13 protein-coding genes, 3 tRNA genes and 2 pseudogenes are annotated in these 17,335 nt (G+C 60.8%); 8 read left to right on the top strand and 10 right to left on the bottom strand.

Annotation, left to right across the window (positions count from 1 at the left end; translation table 11 throughout):
* Positions 1-5: 5 nt before the first annotated feature.
* From dacB to MMB48_RS02850, 5 genes and pseudogenes are all read right to left on the bottom strand, one after another.
* A complete protein-coding gene (gene dacB / locus MMB48_RS02870) occupies positions 6-1,496 on the bottom strand; it encodes a D-alanyl-D-alanine carboxypeptidase/D-alanyl-D-alanine-endopeptidase (RefSeq protein WP_032744528.1) in 1,491 nt (496 codons plus the stop codon).
* 22 nt (positions 1,497-1,518) lie between these two features.
* A complete protein-coding gene (locus MMB48_RS02865; RefSeq protein ID WP_032744527.1) occupies positions 1,519-3,192 on the bottom strand; it encodes a hypothetical protein in 1,674 nt (557 codons plus the stop codon).
* Positions 3,189-4,110: pseudogene (locus tag MMB48_RS02860) on the bottom strand (ABC transporter ATP-binding protein). Before MMB48_RS02860 ends, MMB48_RS02865 begins: the two are co-directional and overlap by 4 nt.
* A 142-nt stretch (positions 4,111-4,252) precedes the next feature.
* Positions 4,253-5,476: a glycosyltransferase family 2 protein gene (locus MMB48_RS02855; RefSeq protein ID WP_032744537.1), complete on the bottom strand. Its 1,224-nt coding sequence runs from the start codon at positions 5,474-5,476 to the stop codon at positions 4,253-4,255.
* Positions 5,476-7,167 carry an AI-2E family transporter gene (locus MMB48_RS02850; RefSeq protein WP_032744525.1) on the bottom strand — a complete coding sequence of 564 codons (1,692 nt, stop codon included), beginning with the start codon at positions 7,165-7,167 and terminating at the stop codon, positions 5,476-5,478. The genes MMB48_RS02855 and MMB48_RS02850 overlap by 1 nt, the downstream gene beginning before the upstream one ends.
* Positions 7,168-7,242: 75 nt before the next feature.
* Here MMB48_RS02850 and MMB48_RS02845 point away from each other — a divergent pair, with 75 nt between their 5' ends.
* The gene (locus MMB48_RS02845) at positions 7,243-8,169 is read left to right on the top strand and encodes a glycosyltransferase (RefSeq protein WP_032744524.1); all 927 of its coding nucleotides are present in this window, start codon (positions 7,243-7,245) and stop codon (positions 8,167-8,169) included.
* 59 nt (positions 8,170-8,228) lie between these two features.
* On the opposite strand, the gene fucO is transcribed toward MMB48_RS02845, so the two are convergent.
* On the bottom strand, positions 8,229-9,380 hold the full coding sequence (gene fucO / locus MMB48_RS02840) for a lactaldehyde reductase (RefSeq protein WP_032744523.1): 1,152 nt from the start codon (positions 9,378-9,380) through the stop codon (positions 8,229-8,231).
* Between the two features lie 438 nt (positions 9,381-9,818).
* On the opposite strand from fucO, the gene MMB48_RS02835 reads away from it, so the two are divergent.
* Positions 9,819-11,123, top strand: a complete 1,305-nt coding sequence (locus MMB48_RS02835; protein ID WP_032744522.1) for a class I SAM-dependent methyltransferase — start codon at positions 9,819-9,821, stop codon at positions 11,121-11,123.
* Between the two features lie 522 nt (positions 11,124-11,645).
* Here MMB48_RS02835 and MMB48_RS02830 read toward each other — a convergent pair.
* From MMB48_RS02830 to galE, 3 genes are all read right to left on the bottom strand, one after another.
* A tRNA-Phe gene (locus MMB48_RS02830) sits at positions 11,646-11,718 on the bottom strand.
* A 47-nt stretch (positions 11,719-11,765) separates the two neighbouring features.
* A tRNA-Asp gene (locus MMB48_RS02825) sits at positions 11,766-11,839 on the bottom strand.
* Positions 11,840-12,063: 224 nt separating this feature from the next.
* A complete protein-coding gene (galE, locus tag MMB48_RS02820; RefSeq protein ID WP_032744521.1) occupies positions 12,064-13,077 on the bottom strand; it encodes a UDP-glucose 4-epimerase GalE in 1,014 nt (337 codons plus the stop codon).
* A 282-nt stretch (positions 13,078-13,359) separates the two neighbouring features.
* On the opposite strand from galE, the gene trmB reads away from it, so the two are divergent.
* Positions 13,360-14,265, top strand: coding sequence for a tRNA (guanosine(46)-N7)-methyltransferase TrmB (trmB, locus tag MMB48_RS02815; RefSeq protein ID WP_032744520.1), 906 nt, complete (start codon positions 13,360-13,362; stop codon positions 14,263-14,265).
* A gap of 69 nt (positions 14,266-14,334) precedes the next feature.
* Positions 14,335-14,406: transfer RNA gene (locus MMB48_RS02810), tRNA-Glu, on the top strand.
* 168 nt (positions 14,407-14,574) lie between these two features.
* Here the strand turns inward: MMB48_RS02810 and MMB48_RS11660 are convergent.
* Positions 14,575-14,778: pseudogene (locus MMB48_RS11660) on the bottom strand (helix-turn-helix domain-containing protein); the annotation flags it as partial.
* A gap of 179 nt (positions 14,779-14,957) precedes the next feature.
* On the opposite strand from MMB48_RS11660, the gene MMB48_RS02805 reads away from it, so the two are divergent.
* The 4 genes from MMB48_RS02805 to MMB48_RS02790 all read left to right on the top strand — a co-directional run bounded on the left by MMB48_RS02805 (position 14,958) and on the right by MMB48_RS02790 (position 17,321).
* Positions 14,958-15,209, top strand: a complete 252-nt coding sequence (locus MMB48_RS02805; RefSeq protein ID WP_235685103.1) for a hypothetical protein — start codon at positions 14,958-14,960, stop codon at positions 15,207-15,209.
* A gap of 87 nt (positions 15,210-15,296) precedes the next feature.
* A complete protein-coding gene (locus MMB48_RS02800; RefSeq protein WP_010081583.1) occupies positions 15,297-15,470 on the top strand; it encodes a hypothetical protein in 174 nt (57 codons plus the stop codon).
* A gap of 193 nt (positions 15,471-15,663) precedes the next feature.
* Complete coding sequence (locus MMB48_RS02795; RefSeq protein WP_032744519.1) at positions 15,664-16,875, top strand: helix-turn-helix domain-containing protein; 1,212 nt, start codon at positions 15,664-15,666, stop codon at positions 16,873-16,875.
* A complete protein-coding gene (locus MMB48_RS02790; protein ID WP_032744518.1) occupies positions 16,872-17,321 on the top strand; it encodes a WhiB family transcriptional regulator in 450 nt (149 codons plus the stop codon). Before MMB48_RS02795 ends, MMB48_RS02790 begins: the two co-directional genes overlap by 4 nt.
* The last annotated feature ends 14 nt before the right edge of the window (positions 17,322-17,335 follow it).

Genomic DNA, 17,335 nt, shown 5'->3' with positions numbered 1-17,335 from the left:
GTCTTTTACAGCCCCGCGAGCTTGGTGATGAACGAGTCGATGGCGCTACGCGCGGCGGCATAATCCTCAGGATTGTTGACCACCACGGCAAACGACAACGCTCCCCCATTGGTGCGGGACACATTGCCGGCCATCGACGCAACCGTGCCGAGGCTGCCGGTTTTGACGCGCAGCAGACCAGCCACGGCATCATCCGTATACCGATCCTGCGCCGTGCCCACCAATCCCGCGATGGATAGACCTTCCGCGCCGGCCGCGCCACTCTTGGTGGTCAGATTACGTTGTTGGACGGCCGCCAGCGTGCGTACGGTGAGCCGGGAGCCGGGAGACAGACCGGAGCAATCGGCCATGGTCAGACCGGATGTATCGAGACCGAGATCGTTCAGAGTGGATTTGACCGCCTCCGTGCCGCCTTCAGGACTGTTTGTCGCTGATTTCGCCAAAGCGGTGAGTCTGCCGAACTCCTCGGCCAGCGTATTGTCCGAATGCCGTAACGTGTATGCCATGATTTCGGACAGTGTTGCCGAACTCACCGAAGCCAAAGGCGTTTCGCCGGATGGAGCGGTGTTTGCCGTCACGTCTCCGGTAACGGCCACACCGTTCGATTGGAGCAGTTCGGCGAATTTCGTGGCCACGTCGCTGGCGGTGTGCTGGGACAGTTCCGGGTAGCCGGCCGAATCATCGGGGTCGGCCGGCGCAGGCGTATCGGCGGTGTGTTGGCGGCCTCCATCAATCGCCATTGATGAGACCGGCGTGAAGTAGACGGTGTAGTCGCTTAAAACCGCGCCACCTTCCGACAGACCTGCGGGAATGCGTGAGTCGCCGAATAGGGTGTCGTCGTACTCGAGATTGACGGAAGTGATGCCTCGCTGGGTGAGCGCGGCCACGGTGGCCTTGGCCAAGGTGTTCAGACCGGCACGTCCGTTGGTATGGTTGGCGTCGGAATCGCCTGCAGACAGCAGCATGTCGCCATTGCCTTTGAGGGTCAACGTATTGGTGCCGTCATCGGATTGGGTGAGGAACACTTGGGTATCCAAGGTGGATGCCATATTCAGGGTGGATGAGGCGGCGAGCGCGGTCAGCGTTTTCAGTGTGGATGCAGGCTCGCGTGGAGTGTTCGACTCGTGTTCGGCGGCGACGGTGCCTTGGGCGTCTTCAATGATCACCGACGTATCGTTTCCCACGCCTTGCGCGGACAGCAATTCGTTGACCAGCGCAGAAGCGGCCGTGGAATCAATGGCCTTGTTCGTGTTCAAGGTGCCGGCGACGGTGCCGCCTGATTTGGCGGTGGCTGGATCGGCAAAAACAGGTGCGGTGACGGGCTTCAACGTCAATAATCCGGGGGCCACGTCGGTGATGTCGGCGGTGCAGTACCCCGCGAACAGGGCGATGGTGGTCAGTGCGGAAATGATGACGGTCAGTGTTCGGCGATGCGATTGTTGGGGCCGCCGTTGCGCTTCACGTCGCTGACGGCGTGATACCGCTGTAGATACCATCGTGCTCCTTATGCCAAGGCAATCATTTCTGCAATGAGGCGAACGAGTCGAGTGTTGCCACAATCGAGAGCATTCGCGCATCCATCAGCTTACCGCCCAGCCATGTCCCGAGTGCCAGAATGCCGATGCCATTGGCCAGCGCGACCGGAATAATCGCCAGCCACATGCCGCCTTCGGCTCCTGTCAGCAGCATGACCAGCGCCACGATGCCAGTGGGCAGCATGAGCAGCAGGCTGCCAAGCATGTAGACGAACGGGAAGAAGCCTTGGGCCATGGCGCGGCCTTGAGGCGCGGAGAACGGCTTGTCCATTGAGGCGACCGGGTACATCAGTACACAGGAGGTGACTTCGGCCACGCCCAGTCCGCTCAAGGCGATGCCCATGTCCACGGCGAGGAAGATCAGGCCGGTAGTGAGGTCATCGGGCTGCGCCCAGCGGCCGGTCAGTGCGCCGACCAGCACGATGCCGGCGAGATAGAGCAGCACCATGTAGACGACCATGATGCCGACGTAGACGCGTACGCGGCCGATTCTGTCGGTCCGGCCACGCACGCCGGCGATGACTTCCATGGTGAAGCCGCGGCCGTCATATGCGAGCCCGTTGCTTTCCACGACGGACATGAACCAGCCGCACCAGATCAGCGACTGCCAGACGACCGCGCTGATGCCGTGTGCCTGGAAGGCGAAGATGATCAGGAACAGGACCGGCATGGCGAAGGTCATGGCTTGGCGGGGGTCTCGTTTGAGATAGGTGATCAGGCGTGCGGAAACCGCGCCGGATGCCGAATCGGGCATCCATGCGAATGCGCCGATGCCTTTGGCGGTCTCGGACGGACTGTTTGCGCCGATGGTGAGCCGTTCATGTCTCAGACACCAGGTGCAGACGGCGAAGCAGACAATCCATGTGACGGCAAGGATGGCGATGCGGGCGAGCAGCACCGCCCAGGCTCCGGTAAGCGCGTCGAACGGTAGTTGGAAGGCCGCACCGAACGGCGTCCATGCGACGATGGTGGTCGCCGCGCCCCAGGTTTCGGTGTTGAGGCTGAAGGCCACGCCGGAGTTGACCAGAATGTTCGGCAACTGACAGATGATAACGAACGTCAGCACGATGAAGATATAGAACGCGCCTTTGCCGCGTTTGCTGGTCACCAGCGTGGTGAATAGGGCGATGAGCAGTTTGGAGATGCTCATCATGGTGATGACGGCCAGCACTGCGGCGAGGAGGGAACTGATGATTACGGCTGGTCCCATATGCCGATAGGCCAGTGTCCAGAGCATCAGTGAGGCCACGCCGGTAAGGGCGGGGATGCCGGACAGGCCGGAAAGCAGCAAGCCGAATTGCAGGTTGCGGTCGGCGATGCCGTAGAGCGCGAATTTGCGTGGGTTCATGGTGGAGCCTTCGCCAAGCATCATGAGCTGGATGAAGCCGATGAAGATGGTCATGGTCGCGCCGACCAGCACGACGACTATGTTGACGATGCCTCCGGAACCAAGGATGTTCAGCGGAAAGCCATCCGCGTTCACGGTGAAGGGCGGCAGTATGCCGATGAACCATGCGAGCACGCCGGTGCCGATGATGGTGCCGGCCGCGAGTACGGCGGAAAAGACATAGGCGACGGTCTGCCACGCCGATTTTCGCAGGGTGGCGAGCGTGAGCGTCCAGCGCAGGCGGACCAGGGTGATGGCGCTGCTGATCATCGGCGGGCCTCATCGGTGGGTGTGGCGGGCGTGGCGGTTGTAAGCGGAATGGGCTGGACCGGCTGGACCGAAGTTGGTGCTTGGGCTTGGGCTTGCCCGCCGTCGAGCCATGCGAGATGGGCGGCTTTGTGGCGGCCGCCGACCAGTTGCAGGAAGCGGTCTTCGAGTTCTTCGCCGGCGGCGACCTCGTCCACCGTGCCGGCCGCGCACACCAGACCGTTGTTGATTACGGCCACATGCGTGCACATCTTTTCGACCAATGCCATCACGTGCGAAGAGATAATCACCGTGCCGCCGGTCTTCGCGTATTCGATGAGGATGTCTTTGAGGTTGGCGCTGGACACCGGGTCCACGGATTCAAACGGCTCGTCCAGGACCAGAATGCGCGGGCTATGAATCATCGCGGAGGCCAGGCAGATCTTCTTGGTCATGCCGGCCGAATAATCGGTGACCATCGTGTTGGCGGCCCCGGCCAAGTCGAAAGCATTGAGCAGGTCCTGGGCGCGACGCGTGGTCTCATCGCGGCTCATGCCGCGCAGCATGCCGGAGTAGACGAGCAATTGCAAACCGGTCAGTCGGTCGAAGATCTGGTCGGGCTGGGGCATGACGCCGATCATGCGCTTGGCCGTGTTCACGTCGCTCCACACGTCATGGCCCAAAATCATGGCGGTGCCGGCGTCCGGTACCAATAGACCGGTCACCATATTGAGCGTGGTGGTTTTGCCGGCGCCGTTGGGGCCTACAAGTCCATAGAACGAGCCGACCGGAATATCGAGCGCGAGTCCGTTGACGGCGATCTTCCGGTCGAAGTGCTTGAACAGGCCACGAATGGACACCGCCGCATTCGGATTCGGCGGCCATGCTTGTGGCTGCGGTTGCGACGGCTGTGCAGGCGCGGGGGGCGGCGGCTGGCATCATCGGCGGCTGAAATCCGACATTCCTTTGAGTATTGTCTAAGCTCATACATCCACTCTAGCCCACCAGCCAACCCTCAGCGAAGCAAACCCCCCGGGTTGCTGTTGGATTGCCCCGCTGAGCGGCTCCGGACTAGCGGACTCGGTCAACCCTTATGCGCGATGGGCTTCCACTGGGCTTTGGCGAAGAGGGCCTGGAAGGAGATCGGCACGTAGCTGAGCATGTAAATCGGGAAGCTGAGCACATAGGCGAGCAGCTCCTTGTTCGTGGCACCGATCTGGTCGCGCTCGACAATGATGGTCAATGCAGCCAATGCCATCAGGCCCAACACCGATATGATGATGCCGCTGGACCAACTGGCCAGCGATTGCAGCTGGCTCGGCCAACTCACGAAGCCACACGCGGCGAACAGCAAGCCCATTACCGCGCGAATCACGCCCAACACGGTAAACGGACACAGCATCAAGGTGAAGTCGATGCAGGAGAAATCACGTTCGCGAACCGCGCGTTTCAGCAATGCCGAGCCATAATAACGGAATACCTGCAGGAATCCCTTGCTCCAACGCAAACGCTGACGCCAACTTTGCGAGAAGGTAACCGGCTGCTCGTCGTAGAGAATCGCAGTACCGCAATAGCCGATGCGGTCGCCATGCAGAATCGAATCCATAGTGAATTCAAGATCTTCAGTGAGCAGATGGAACTTCCATCCCTTGTTCCGCTTCATCACCTCGCGGGAGAACATGAATCCCGTACCGCCCACGTGGCAAGAGGAGCCGAGAATCATACGCGAGTTAGACAGGAATCGCGATTCACGGATGAACCACAGCGCAGAACCAGAAGACACCCAGTTATCCGCCAGATTCACCGAATTACGGTAGCTGGTCAGAATCTTGAATCCGGAGCAGAACGCCTTGTTCATTTCCTCGAAGTAGTGCTTGTCCAGCTTGTTATCGGCATCGAACACGAAGTAGGCCTCATAGTCGTCGGCCACGCCGGTGTCGAGCATGTGTCCCAGCAGATGGGTCAGCGCATACCCTTTGCCGATCAGTTCGAGGTTGTGGCGTTCCACCACATGGCAGCCCAAAGACCGCACCACGTCGGCGGTGTTGTCGGTGCAGTTGTCGGCCACCAGCCAGATGTCGATGAGGTCGGACGGGTAGGTCTGATCGCGAATCGACCCAATAAGGTTGCCGATCACTTTTTCTTCGTTGCGCGCGGAGATCAGCACGGCATACCGGTTGGTCATCGGGGCGTCGGGGAAGCGCACGGGCTTGGCGAACAGGGACATCACGATACACAGTCCCTGATATATCATGCCGGCACCACCGACGATTACCAGAAGAATATCGAGTACTGAAAGCAGGGTCATCAGCACCACCCCGCCCTAGGATTGCTGGAGGCAGATTGATCAGACTGCTTGGTTTGCTTGCGTTGCTCGGGCTGCTCAGGCTGTTCGGCGGACCGCTCAGGCTGCTCGGGCTGCTCAGGCTGCTGCGTATCCGCGGCACCACGCTGCGGAATCGCCGCCGCGTCCGGCTCATCAGAGCTTGCATCCGCACCGACTGTATTATCGGCGTTATCGGTATCATCGGCATCCGACTCCGGCTCGGTGCCGCGCAATCCCTTGCGAGCGCTGGAGGATAGCACGTTCTTCGGAATCGCCACGGTGGCGGAATCGTCCAAATCGGATTCTTTCGTCTCGTGTGGCGGAATCGCATAGATCTGTTCCTGCAGCAAACGCAGTTCCTCGTTCATCGGCACACGGCTGGTGGACCCCTTGGCCGCACGTGGCATGTGCTCGCCGATTGGCTGCAATACGTGCTCGCCGAACGCCTCGGACGCCTCGACGATCTTGGACTTCTTCTCCGGAGTCGGATCGTTCATCAGCGGTGAGTCAATCAGCTCATAGCGCTTGGTGTACGCACGGAAAATGGCCTGCAGCGATGCGGTGACCGGCAGCGCCAGGAACGCGCCGAACGCGCCGAACAGCGAGCCGAACGCCAGCACCGAGAGGAAGGCGACGGCCGCGTTGATGTCCATCGTGCGCTGGGAGATTCTCGGCGAGAGAATCAGGTTCTCAATCTGCTGGTAGACGATGATGAACACCAGCACCGCCACGGCGTACGTCCACCCGCGGTTGCCCCAAGCGAACAGCACCGGCAGCGCACCGCCGATATAGGTACCGACCGTGGGGATGAACTGGGATACCACGCCGCAGAACAGGGCCAACGGCAGCCAGTAGGGCACATGCAGGATCTCCAAGAAGATGGCAGTGCAAATGGCGTTGATCAACGCCAGAATCGAACGGGAGAACAGGAAGGACGAAATCTGGCCTTGGGCCACGGTCCACACCAGCAGGAATCGACGCTGCGTGTTGGGGGCCAGCCACTGGCAGAAGGAGCGGCGCAGCTTTGGGCCGGCGGCGGAGATGTAATACGTGGTCATTACCACGGTCATGAGGTTCAGCAGGAAGGAGAACAGGCCACCCACCGTACTCATGGCGGTGCCGGCGAAATCGGTGACCCACGAGGTCTGGATATTGTTGAAGATTTCCATGCCAAGATTGCTGATTTCCGGCATCTTGAACGTGGTGTACTGGTCCGCGAACTCACGAATCTGCCCATACATTGCCGGCAAACCGCGGACCATGGCAATCATCTGCTGTACGAACATATTGCCGAACAGCGTGAGCAGCACACCCACGACCACGGCCACGCCCACCAGACTGACGGCGGAAGCCACGCCACGCTTCCAGCCATGAGCCACCAGCGCCACCACCAGCGGTTCGACGGCCAGCGCCAGGAACAGCGAGATGATGATGTCGAACACCAGATAGGAGATGTCGCCCCACGAGCGCCAGCAGAACATGAACACGATGACGGCGAGGGCCACATACAGCAGCGCGCGGCCGAACCATTCCGGTGGCCTGCGGGAATCTCCCTTGGCGGGGAACAAAGTACCAAAGTCGATACGATTCTCGTCGTCCGGGTCTGTCCCGGCTTCTGCGGCACCGGTTCTCGACGTGTCGGTGCTGTTTACGTTTCGCGCGCGTTCACTCATGGCTCCCCATTGTAGCGAGGGGTTTGAAGCTCGGATACGCCGGCGGCGTACACCCGCTTTTCTATTGTTGATGTCATGCTCAACGTTTCGATCATCATCCCAGCGTGGAACGAAGCCGAACGCATCCGCGACTGCCTGCTGAACGCCACCCGTCAGACCATCATGCCGCATGAGGTGCTGGTGGTGGACAACCGTTCTACGGACAACACCTGCGCGATTGTCGAACAGTTCATCGCCGAACATCCCGAGGCCCCGATCAAACTATTGCATCAGAACGATGAACAGGGACTGATTCCCACCCGCAACTTTGGCCTGGACGCCGCGACCGGCGATGTGCTGGGCCGTTTTGATGCCGACTGCATGATTCGGCCCGACTGGGTGGAGGTGGTCTCCGGCATCTTCACCGAAGACCCGGCCGCGATGGGTGCCACTGGTCCGGTGATGTATTACGACATGCCCTCACGCCATTTTGGGTTGAAGGGCGACAATTCCTTGCGCAAGCGAATCTACCGCGCCGATGGCGGACAGCCGCTGCTGTTCGGTTCCAATATGGCCTTGCGCGCTTCGGCTTGGCATCAGATCGCGAATGAGGTCTGCCGAGATAAGGCCGATGTGATGCATGAGGATATCGATATTTCCCTGCATCTGATGGGCAAGAATCTGAAAACCGTGTACTCGCCGCGCATGATCGCCGCGATGAGCGCGCGACGGATGGACACGTCGCTGAGTTCATTCCTGAACTACATGCGACGTTTTAAGAATACGTTTGATGCACATCCGCAACATACGCGCACGCATAAGCCAGAGGTGTTGTTCACCGCCATGTATCCGGCGATGCACATGTTCTACCCGGTGTGGCAGAAAGTACTGAATTCCGCGGATATCAATCCTGCTGAAGCCGCGTGGATCAACGAGCAGATGGAACTGGCGGAGGCGCAAGGCAAGCAGCTGTACGACGAGACCACCACCGACGAAGTCTACGACGAAAGGCACGAGAGATAGCGATGCCGGTGGCTTCCCCTCGTCGGGAACCCACCGGCATCGTCGGCGTCATCGACGAATCACATCAGCGACTTGTAGATGGCGAGGATGTCCTCTTCGGTTGCCTGACGCGGGTTGCCGGGGGTGCACACGTCGTTGAAGGCGTCGTGAGCCAGCGGCTCAAGGTCGCCCTCGGTGGCACCCACTTCGGAAATCGTGGTCGGGTTCTTCAAATCCACGGTCAGCTTGTGGACGGCCTGCACGGCCTCTTCGCGCACGGTCTCCAGGTCGCCGGTGTAGGCGTCCTCGACGCCGAACGCATCGGCGATGTCGCGGTACTTCTCGCCGGTGAAGTCCTTGTTGTATTCCATGACCGGGGCCAGCAGAATGCCGTTGGCCACACCGTGGGCCACCCCCAGACGCCCGCCCAGCGGGTGAGCCATGCCGTGCACCAGACCGAGACCGACGTTGGAGTAGGCCATGCCGGTGATGTAGGAGGCGTAGGCCATCTGCTCGCCTGCCGGAATGTCGCCATCGGCGGACTTGGCCAGGTTCTGGGCAATCATGCGAATGGTCTGCATGGACAGGCAGTCGGACAGGCTCCAAGCACCCGGGGTAATGTAACCCTCGATGGCGTGGGTCAGGGCGTCAAGTCCGGTGGCGACCTTCAGGCCGCGCGGCATCGAGTCGGTCAGGTCCGGATCCACGAAAGCGACGATCGGGATGTCGTGCGGGTCGACGGCCACGAACTTACGCTTGTTGGCGGTATCGGTGACCACGTAGTTGATGGTCGTCTCGGAAGCGGTACCGGCGGTGGTCGGCACGCCGAAGATCGGGACGGACGGGTTCTTGGTATCCGCGACGCCTTCCAGGGACAGCACGTCGGCGAACTCCGGGTTGGCGGTGATGATACCGATGCCCTTGCAGGTGTCTTGCGGGGAGCCGCCGCCCAGACCAATCAGGAAGTCCGCGCCGGATTCGGCGAACTTGGCGACGCCGTCCTTAATGCACTCTACCGGCGGGTTCGGCTTGACGTTGGAGAACACCTCATACGCCAGGCCGGCCTCATCCAGAACCTTGGTGACCTTCTCGGCGGTGCCGGTCTCCAGCAGTACCGGATCAGTGACGATAAATGCCTTGGTGAAGCCGTGCTGCTTGGCGACGGCCGGAATTTCCTTGATCGAGCCACGTCCGAAGTATGCAGTCTGGTTGAAAATCATGCGGTATACCATAGGGACTCTCCTTTTGAGCTAGTGTCTTAACTGGTGGTCCGCTCACTCTTTGAGTGGTCCAACGGTTCCCCAGTCTACTCCGCGCATGAGCATTCACCTGAAAACACGCTGAAAGAACAACACTGAAAATAATGGCAAGAAATGGCGGAATTCCGCACTTGTCAAATTATTGTCCATTGACCGAACCAGTTCAATCGCCCGAGATCTCAACGATAAGACCATTTTCCGGAGTCGCTTGGTGCTCTCCGAGAAACTCGTCTCTTATCCGCTTACTTCGCGCGTACGCAATCAATATGCGAGATGCCTAATTCCATTCGTGTTTCATCAGCCGAACGCGAACTGGTTCACCAGATGGTGTATTCAACGGTTTCAGTCTCTTGAAGAGGACTAAGATACCTCGACAATTGGGGTGGTCATCATAAGAGAATGAGGCAGATAATGGCAAATGGCAAGGCTATGACGGTCGGCGAGATGGCATCCCTGTTTCTCGACCCCGACACTCCCGTTCGTATCGACGCTTTTGACGGCTCGCATTTCGGCCCGGCAGACGCGGATTTGAAGGTCAAAATCGCCGCGCCGAACTGCATGTACCAGCTGCTCGCGCACCCGAATGAAATCGGCATCGTGCGCGCATACATTCTGGGCGATTTCGACGTGGACGACATTGACTACGCCGACCCGTATCCGGCGATGCGCAAGCTGGTGTCGCTGGCCAAATACGTTCGCCCACTCACTCCCGCATCCATTGCCCGCGTATCCGCCGGCATTCTGAGTCACGGCTTCAAGAAGCCGCCGGTGCCCGCCACCGAGGGCCCAAGCAAGTTCGCCCGCATCAAGCGTGGCCTGATGCCGCACACCGAAAAGGCCGATTCGGAAACCGTCAGCTTCCACTACGACATGTCCAACGAGTTCTACGCCGACTTCCTCGGCCCCTCCATGACGTACACCTGCGCGGTATTCGACAACGAGCACATGAGCCTTGAAGACGCACAGGCCAACAAACTGCGCCTGATTCTCGACAAACTGGACTTGCAGCCCGGCCAGCACTTACTGGACATCGGCTGCGGCTGGGGTTCGATGGTCATCACCGCCGCCCGTCGCGGCATCAAGGCGCTCGGCGTCACCCTCTCCAAGGAACAGGCCGCGTACGCCAACGAATGGATCGCCCGTGAAGGGCTGCAGGATCTGGCCGAAGTGCGCGTACAGGACTACCGCGAGGTGCCCGAGCATGACTTCGACGGTATCTGCTCGATCGGCATGATGGAGCACGTAGGCGTCAAGAACTACCAGAGCTACTTCGAAGAGATGTTCCGCCTCCTGAAGCCGATGGGCCGGCTGCTGAACCACCAGATCACCGTCAGCCACGACAAACCCCACGGCAAGCCCGGTACCGACGAGTTCCTCGACCGTTACATCTTCCCGGACGGTGATCTCGGCGCGCCCGGCTTCATCGAATCGTGCATCCATGACGCCGGCCTCAACGTGGTACATCAGGAGAACCTGCGCCAGCACTATGCGCTCACCCTGCATCACTGGAACCAGAACCTCTCCGAGCATTGGGACGACGCGGTCAAGCAGGTCGGCTTTGAACGCGCCAAGGTATGGGGTATGTACATGGCCGCCTGCGCTCTGAACTTCGAGCTCGACGGCATCCAGATCCACCAGTTCCTGGCCGTCAAGCCGGATCGCGTGGGCCACCCGGACGGCAAGTGGTACCCCCTGCGCCAATGGTGGCGGGCCTGATTCCTTTTTGTGGGACGGCACGCGGTTTTTACCATTGTTCATCTGCCGTCCCACAAAAGTGTGGGATAGCAGATACGTCAATCGGTTGACGCATCTGCTATCCCGCATGACATAAGCCGAGAACCGCAGAATAGAGCCGTTCTTTACCCTCAGCTCTGAGGACGTTCTTCGAACGCTGTGGGACAGCACGTCAAAAATCGGCAAAATCACGTGCCGTCCCACACGATTCTCTTTGCGCGCGCATCTCGCGGGTGCTTTTTCTGCAATACTGACTCTATGAGCGCCACAGCCCCAGAAACGGCTGAGGCGGACGATCGCACCGACCATGACACGCGCGGATAAGACCCACGTTTCTTTACTTAACCCTAACCCGATGTTCGCATTGGTGCTGTTGGCGTGCGTAGTTGCGGTGAGGAAGACAGTTGTTGGCGAACGCGAGCCTTCGCATTGACCGGCCAGCCCGCCGGAGTAGGTACGTGACGGATATGCAAAAGCCCCGCACAAGGCGGGGCTTCATTGTAGTGGCTCCGAACGGCGTCGATCCGTTGACCTAGCGATTTTCAGTCGCTCGCTCTACCAACTGAGCTACAGAGCCATGAACGGTCAAAAACCCGGACAACCCGGGCTTCATAACCATTCCAGCGACCCCGGCCGGACTTGAACCGGTGACCTCCGCCGTGACAGGGCGGCGCTCTAACCAACTGAGCTACGGGGCCATTGTTCTCACTTGCGTGAGGCAACAGATGTATATATTACTGAAATTCGCCGGTCGCGCAAACTTCGGCGTGTTCCGCATAATTTCAAGGTTTTTGCTATCACCAGCACACGAACACGTCTGTCACAAACATCCACAAAACGACGAAGGGCGCGACCGGAACCCCGGCCACGCCCTTATGGACGGAAACGCTTCACGGCATCCACCGCAAAGCAATCGTCAATCTCAGTCAGCCTGCTTCCAGGTGTCGACGTCGATGTGGTGTTCGGGGTTGGCCTGCCAGGCATCCCACGCGGACTTGACGATGTCTTCCACGTCGTACTTGGCGTGCCAGCCCATCTCCTCGTTGATGCGCTTCGGGGAGCCGATCAGGTGCGGCGGGTCGCCGGCACGGCGGGCCATGACGGCCTCGGTGAACGGCAGACCGGTGACCTTCTTGACTTCGTCGACGATCTGACGCACGGAGGTGCCTTCACCGGTGCCGACATTGAAGGCGTCGTACTTGCGCTCGTCACGATCGAGGTACTTGAGGGCGGCGATGTGGGCATCGGCCAGATCGGAAACGTGGATGTAGTCGCGCACGCAGGTGCCGTCCGGGGTCGGATAGTCGTCACCGAAGATGGCGGGGGCCTTGCCCTGCTTGAGGCGGTTGAACAGCATCGGGATGAGGTTCAGAATAGCCGGGTCTTCGAGTTCGACCGGGCCGCAGCCGGCCACGTTGAAGTAGCGCAACGCGCAGAAGCGGATGCCGAACGGCTGCTCGCAGGCGCGGGCCATCCATTCGCCGAACAGCTTGGTCTGGCCGTAGGGGTTGATCGGCAGCATCGGAACGACGTCCTCGGGCACCACGTCGACCGGCGGCACACCGTAGGTGGCGGCGGAGGAGGAGAAGACGAGCTTCTTGGCGTTCTTGGACTGGGTCATGCCGGAGAGCACGTTGAGCATGCCGTTGATGTTCTGCTGGTAGTACCACAGCGGCTTCTCCACGGATTCGCCGACCTGCTTGCGAGCGGCGAAGTGGATCACGGAGTCGACGCCTTCGGCATCGAGGATTTCGGCCAGACGCTCGCCGGCACCCGGGGCGGCAATATCCATGCCGTACAGGCGGGAGCCTTCGATGCGAGTGGGCTTGCCGTAGCTCAGATCGTCGACGACGACGACCTTTTCGCCGGCCTGATGGAGTGCGTGAACGACATGCGCGCCGATGTAGCCGCAGCCGCCGGTGACGAGAACTGTCATAGTTGACCTTTCCTTGTGCGGGTTGCAAGTGTCGGCCGTCGGGAGTTCAGCGGCTGTTCACTTTTGGTCCGCTTTGTTACCTTTTGAAACAATTTTAGTATATCACACGAACATAATCGCACAAAACGGTGGTGTCGTCCGGCAATATCTGCATTCATTAGGTCGATTTGGCGTTCATTAGGTAGGTCGGCCCGGAGCCGGCCCGCACGGACACCGGGTAAATGGCTTGATATGGTGGTTGGTATCGCACACCACCTACCTAATGAACGCCAAATCGACCTAATGAATGAACAGCGGTGCGGCGCACAAGGAAAATCCGAGGAATATATGACCGATCCCGAATCCACAGCAATCGATTCCGTCGCCGCGATGGCCACAGACCACACCGAGGCACCGGCGCACCCCTTGCACAAGGTGCTCTCCTTCGTACGCCGCTCCGGACGTTTGGACGATCGCCTGCAGCGCGCATGGGACAACTATGCCGGCACATATCTGTTGGATATTGCGGCCGGCAATCTGCTGGACGTGCGCGAAGGCGTCACGCTCGACCGCGCGCTCGTGGAGTCCGCATGGGGCAACGACAATCCACTCATTGTGGAAATCGGCACTGGACAGGGTGAGAACGTGGTGGCCGCAGCCGCGGCCCATCCGGAGACGAACTTTCTAGCCTTGGAGGTCTATGACCCCGGTGTGGCCCACACGCTGCTGCTCGCCGGCAAGCAGGGGCTGACCAACATTCGCGTGGCCCAGGTCAATGCGCCCGAGCTGCTCAAGGTCACCGCGCCCGGCACCGCAGCCGAAGTATGGACCTTCTTCCCCGACCCCTGGCCCAAGAAGAAGCACCACAAGCGCCGCATCGTGCAGGAGGCCATGGCCGGCGACATCCATCGCGCACTGTCCGCAGACGGCGTCTGGCGCATCGCCACCGACATCGAGGACTATGCCCTGCACGTGCACGAGGTGATGGACGGACTCGACGGGTGGAAAAACCTGGGCAGCGTAACCGTCAGCCTCCCGCTGGAGCACGTGGGCAAGGGCAACGCCGATCTGGCCGCCGACATGCCGCACGCCGACTTCACCGAATCCGAGCGGTTCGAGGGCCGCGTGCTCACCAACTTCGAGAAGAAGGGCCTGGCCGCCGGCCGCGTGATTCACGACTTCACCTATCAGGCCGTCGCCCTGCACTGATTGCGACACGCCGAAATGCCGTCGATTTGCACAACCGAACAACCTCCCGTAAAGTAACTCGAGTTGTTCGCCCCCATCGTCTAACGGTTAGGACACCAGACTTTCAATCTGACAACGAGAGTTCGACTCTCTCTGGGGGTACCCACCGGCTCCGGTTTCCACGAGGTATCGTGGCCCGGAGCCTTTTGTTTCCAACGGTTTCAGGCCGTCAGCTTGGCCTTCAGACGGGCGCACAGGAAACCCGGCGGTGGCCACTGCCACCAAAGATGCACCTCCGTCGCCGCTCATTCCGCGCATCATCTGCTCGTACATCGTCGCATCCAGAAGATAGAGGGGCGAGACGTTGAGGAACTCCGCCACCGCGGCGATGTCCTGAATGGTCCAGGTGGTCTTGCCCGTCATCTTCGCGGACACCGCACCCTTCTTCAGCCCCAACGGAGCGCACAGGGCCTGCTGGTTCATCCCACGTCCGGTCAGCTGCATGTTGACGTTCCAGATGAACACCTTCTGCATGTAGTCGCCGAGTCCATTGATCTCGGGCGATGATTCGACATTCGTCATATCAAGTTCCTCCATATTGCAGTCGTCTAATATCGATGGACATAATCTACAACAGCGATTTGCTTCGACGCAAGTTCCTTGATATATTGTCTATCGTGAATGGACTGAAAGCAGGAATAATGGATTCTCCGATGCGTCGCTACATGTTGGCGGCGGGTCTGAGCTGCCGCGCCCTCGCGAGGGAGATGGGCAAATCCAAATCCTCGGTCGCCGGGAAGGTCAACGGCTCCATACCGTGGCAGCAGTCCGACCTGGTCTGGCTGGCCATTCACCGAAACCTGTCCCCGGGGTACGTGCTCGGCATCGACGCCTATCTCACGGACGGCGGGTGGAAACCCGCAACGAGAATCCCCGAACCGGCTGGAACCCGGCGCGGGGATTGAACGGCAACAACCATGGAGCATGCGGGCGCGCATATCCGCCAAGATCAGACGCCCGCCGTTCCGATTCCCCTAAGGAGGGTCATCACCATGACCGATTCTACCAATATCGCCGGCGCTCGTCCGGCATATGATTTCGAGCCTATCCGTACGCGCGGCGCAGCGCGGCGGACAGCACGGGCCGGCGGGAACGTCGATCTGCGCATCGCGAAGGCGCATGTGCTGTCCATGCTCGCCCATCCGTCCCGGGGCTCGCGCCGTTGAGGCGCGCGTCCGAGGACCGTTTCCCTGATACCGGCCGAACCATGTGGTGGTTGGTCGCAGTCGCCGTGTACGTATCCGGCGGCGTTCTCTCGTACGCTCTTTGCCGCGCGGCCCGTTTGGGCGACGACATCGGCGAGAGGCTGCGTGAACGCCGTGAAGCGGATCCGTCGCATGACGACGGGGAGGTCGATCGATGAGCAGCAGAGCAGAGAACTGGGCATGGGAGCGCGACGACGTCAAGGGCATCACCAAGTTCGTGCTGGTGTATTTGGCCCGCCGCGCCTACTACGACGATGGGGCCGCCGCGTGGCCGAGCGTGGAGACCATCGCGTTCAACTGCGGGTGCTGTGAGCGCACCGTGATCCGTTCGTTGCAGGAGCTGGAGCGCAAGGGCTATATCAGGCCGGGCGATCAGGAGATGTCGGCGCGCAACCCGCGCACCCGCAAGCCGATCGCCAAGGGGCACCGTTCGCGCGTGTGGGATGTCATCATGGATGGCGACCGCCCCGTCGAGAACATCGAGGAGAGGCCCCGGAACCTGGACGCGCTGGCCGATCGCGAAAACAATCCCGAAGCAGACGAGGAAAATTTGTCACCCGACGGATCGTCACCCGAGCCGAAGGGCATGGGACCGCGGACAAATTGTCCCGGAATCTTGGACAGAAAGTCACCCAATAGACAAGTGATAAACAATTCTCCCCTCATCCCCTTCGGGGATGCTCCCCTCAACGACGAACAAGCCAGCGCACAGCCGGCTGCCGGCCCGAATCCCGAAACCGCTCCGACGACCGATTGGGGCAAGGCATTGCCTCCAAGGGGTTGCAGGAACCCGCTGTGGGTGCCCGACCCGGGCAAGCTGCCCGAACCGGTCACGGAACGCGCCGGCCAGGAGGTGCGCGTGCTCGACGGCATCCGCCGACGTATGCTCGCCGTGGACCAGAGGTTCGACGTGCCGGCGACCATGGCCGACCGCAAGGCCGTTCACTCGCTGCTGATCGACCGACCGTACGGCGAGGTCGTCGCGACGATGGACTGGGCGTACCGCAACCGCTACTGGCTGCCCCGGCTCGCCAGCGGTGCCAGGTTCGCCGCGAACTACGTGCAGCTGCGGCTGGAGATGCTCACCCATCCCGACCCGACGGGCAAACGGGCACCCGACACTCCGCTGCCGGTCGTCAAGGATCCCAACCGGGCGATACCGGTCAGCTCATCGTCCGCAAGCCGCGTGCCGATCTACGGGGCGGCGCTGCTGCGCACCTCGCTATGCCAGGAGCACATCGAGGGCGCCGTTCCGCAGGAGGCGTGCCCGGTATGCGCGTACGACAAACGCAACCACGCCACCCACGACGTCGCAGGGCGGAGCAGGACCAAAACCGCCGCACCGGCTGAGGCGGTACGGTCATGAGCGGGGACGGGAATCGTCTCGAAGAATGGAAGAAGGCCGGCGAATGCCGCGACTTCCCGCAGCCGTGGTCCGACTACCTGTGGTCGTTGGAGTTCGAGCACCGGCCCGACGACGCGAAGGCGTTCCATTCGGTCGCCAAGGCCGTGTGCGAACAGTGCCCGGTACGCGCCGAATGCCTGGCCTACGCCGCCAGCGGCGGACTCGAATGGGGCGTGTACGGAGGCAAGGTGTGCACCGACCGGCGCAGGATCGCGCGCATGGCCGAAGCCGACGGCGTCCCCTGCCGGGACCGCAGCCTGCCGTGGCCACAGCGCTGGCGGCTGCTCACGGACTGGATCCGCTCCCACCTGAACGTGTTCGACGAGGCCACCGGCGAGGCCAGCGCCGAACGCCAGCAACGGCGTCTTCGCGCACGCCGGACGGGCCAACCATCACGCCTCGCATGACCACGTCGGACAAT

The organism is Bifidobacterium sp. FKU (genome assembly GCF_026016385.1).
GTDB lineage: Bacteria > Actinomycetota > Actinomycetes > Actinomycetales > Bifidobacteriaceae > Bifidobacterium > Bifidobacterium infantis.
Note: the sequence above shows the minus strand (reverse complement) of the source record. Positions and strands in the feature narration are given on the sequence as shown.

Excerpts from the sequence above, each read along its gene's own strand:
- dacB (WP_032744528.1), bottom strand. The coding sequence starts at position 1,496 with ATGGTATCTACAGCGGTATCACGCCGTCAGCGACGTGAAGCGCAACGG.
- MMB48_RS02865 (WP_032744527.1), bottom strand. The coding sequence starts at position 3,192 with ATGATCAGCAGCGCCATCACCCTGGTCCGCCTGCGCTGGACGCTCACG.
- MMB48_RS02855 (WP_032744537.1), bottom strand. The coding sequence starts at position 5,476 with ATGACCCTGCTTTCAGTACTCGATATTCTTCTGGTAATCGTCGGTGGT.
- MMB48_RS02850 (WP_032744525.1), bottom strand. The coding sequence starts at position 7,167 with ATGAGTGAACGCGCGCGAAACGTAAACAGCACCGACACGTCGAGAACC.
- MMB48_RS02845 (WP_032744524.1), top strand. The coding sequence starts at position 7,243 with ATGCTCAACGTTTCGATCATCATCCCAGCGTGGAACGAAGCCGAACGC.
- fucO (WP_032744523.1), bottom strand. The coding sequence starts at position 9,380 with ATGGTATACCGCATGATTTTCAACCAGACTGCATACTTCGGACGTGGC.
- MMB48_RS02835 (WP_032744522.1), top strand. The coding sequence starts at position 9,819 with ATGGCAAATGGCAAGGCTATGACGGTCGGCGAGATGGCATCCCTGTTT.
- galE (WP_032744521.1), bottom strand. The coding sequence starts at position 13,077 with ATGACAGTTCTCGTCACCGGCGGCTGCGGCTACATCGGCGCGCATGTC.
- trmB (WP_032744520.1), top strand. The coding sequence starts at position 13,360 with ATGAATGAACAGCGGTGCGGCGCACAAGGAAAATCCGAGGAATATATG.
- MMB48_RS02805 (WP_235685103.1), top strand. The coding sequence starts at position 14,958 with ATGCGTCGCTACATGTTGGCGGCGGGTCTGAGCTGCCGCGCCCTCGCG.
- MMB48_RS02800 (WP_010081583.1), top strand. The coding sequence starts at position 15,297 with ATGACCGATTCTACCAATATCGCCGGCGCTCGTCCGGCATATGATTTC.
- MMB48_RS02795 (WP_032744519.1), top strand. The coding sequence starts at position 15,664 with ATGAGCAGCAGAGCAGAGAACTGGGCATGGGAGCGCGACGACGTCAAG.
- MMB48_RS02790 (WP_032744518.1), top strand. The coding sequence starts at position 16,872 with ATGAGCGGGGACGGGAATCGTCTCGAAGAATGGAAGAAGGCCGGCGAA.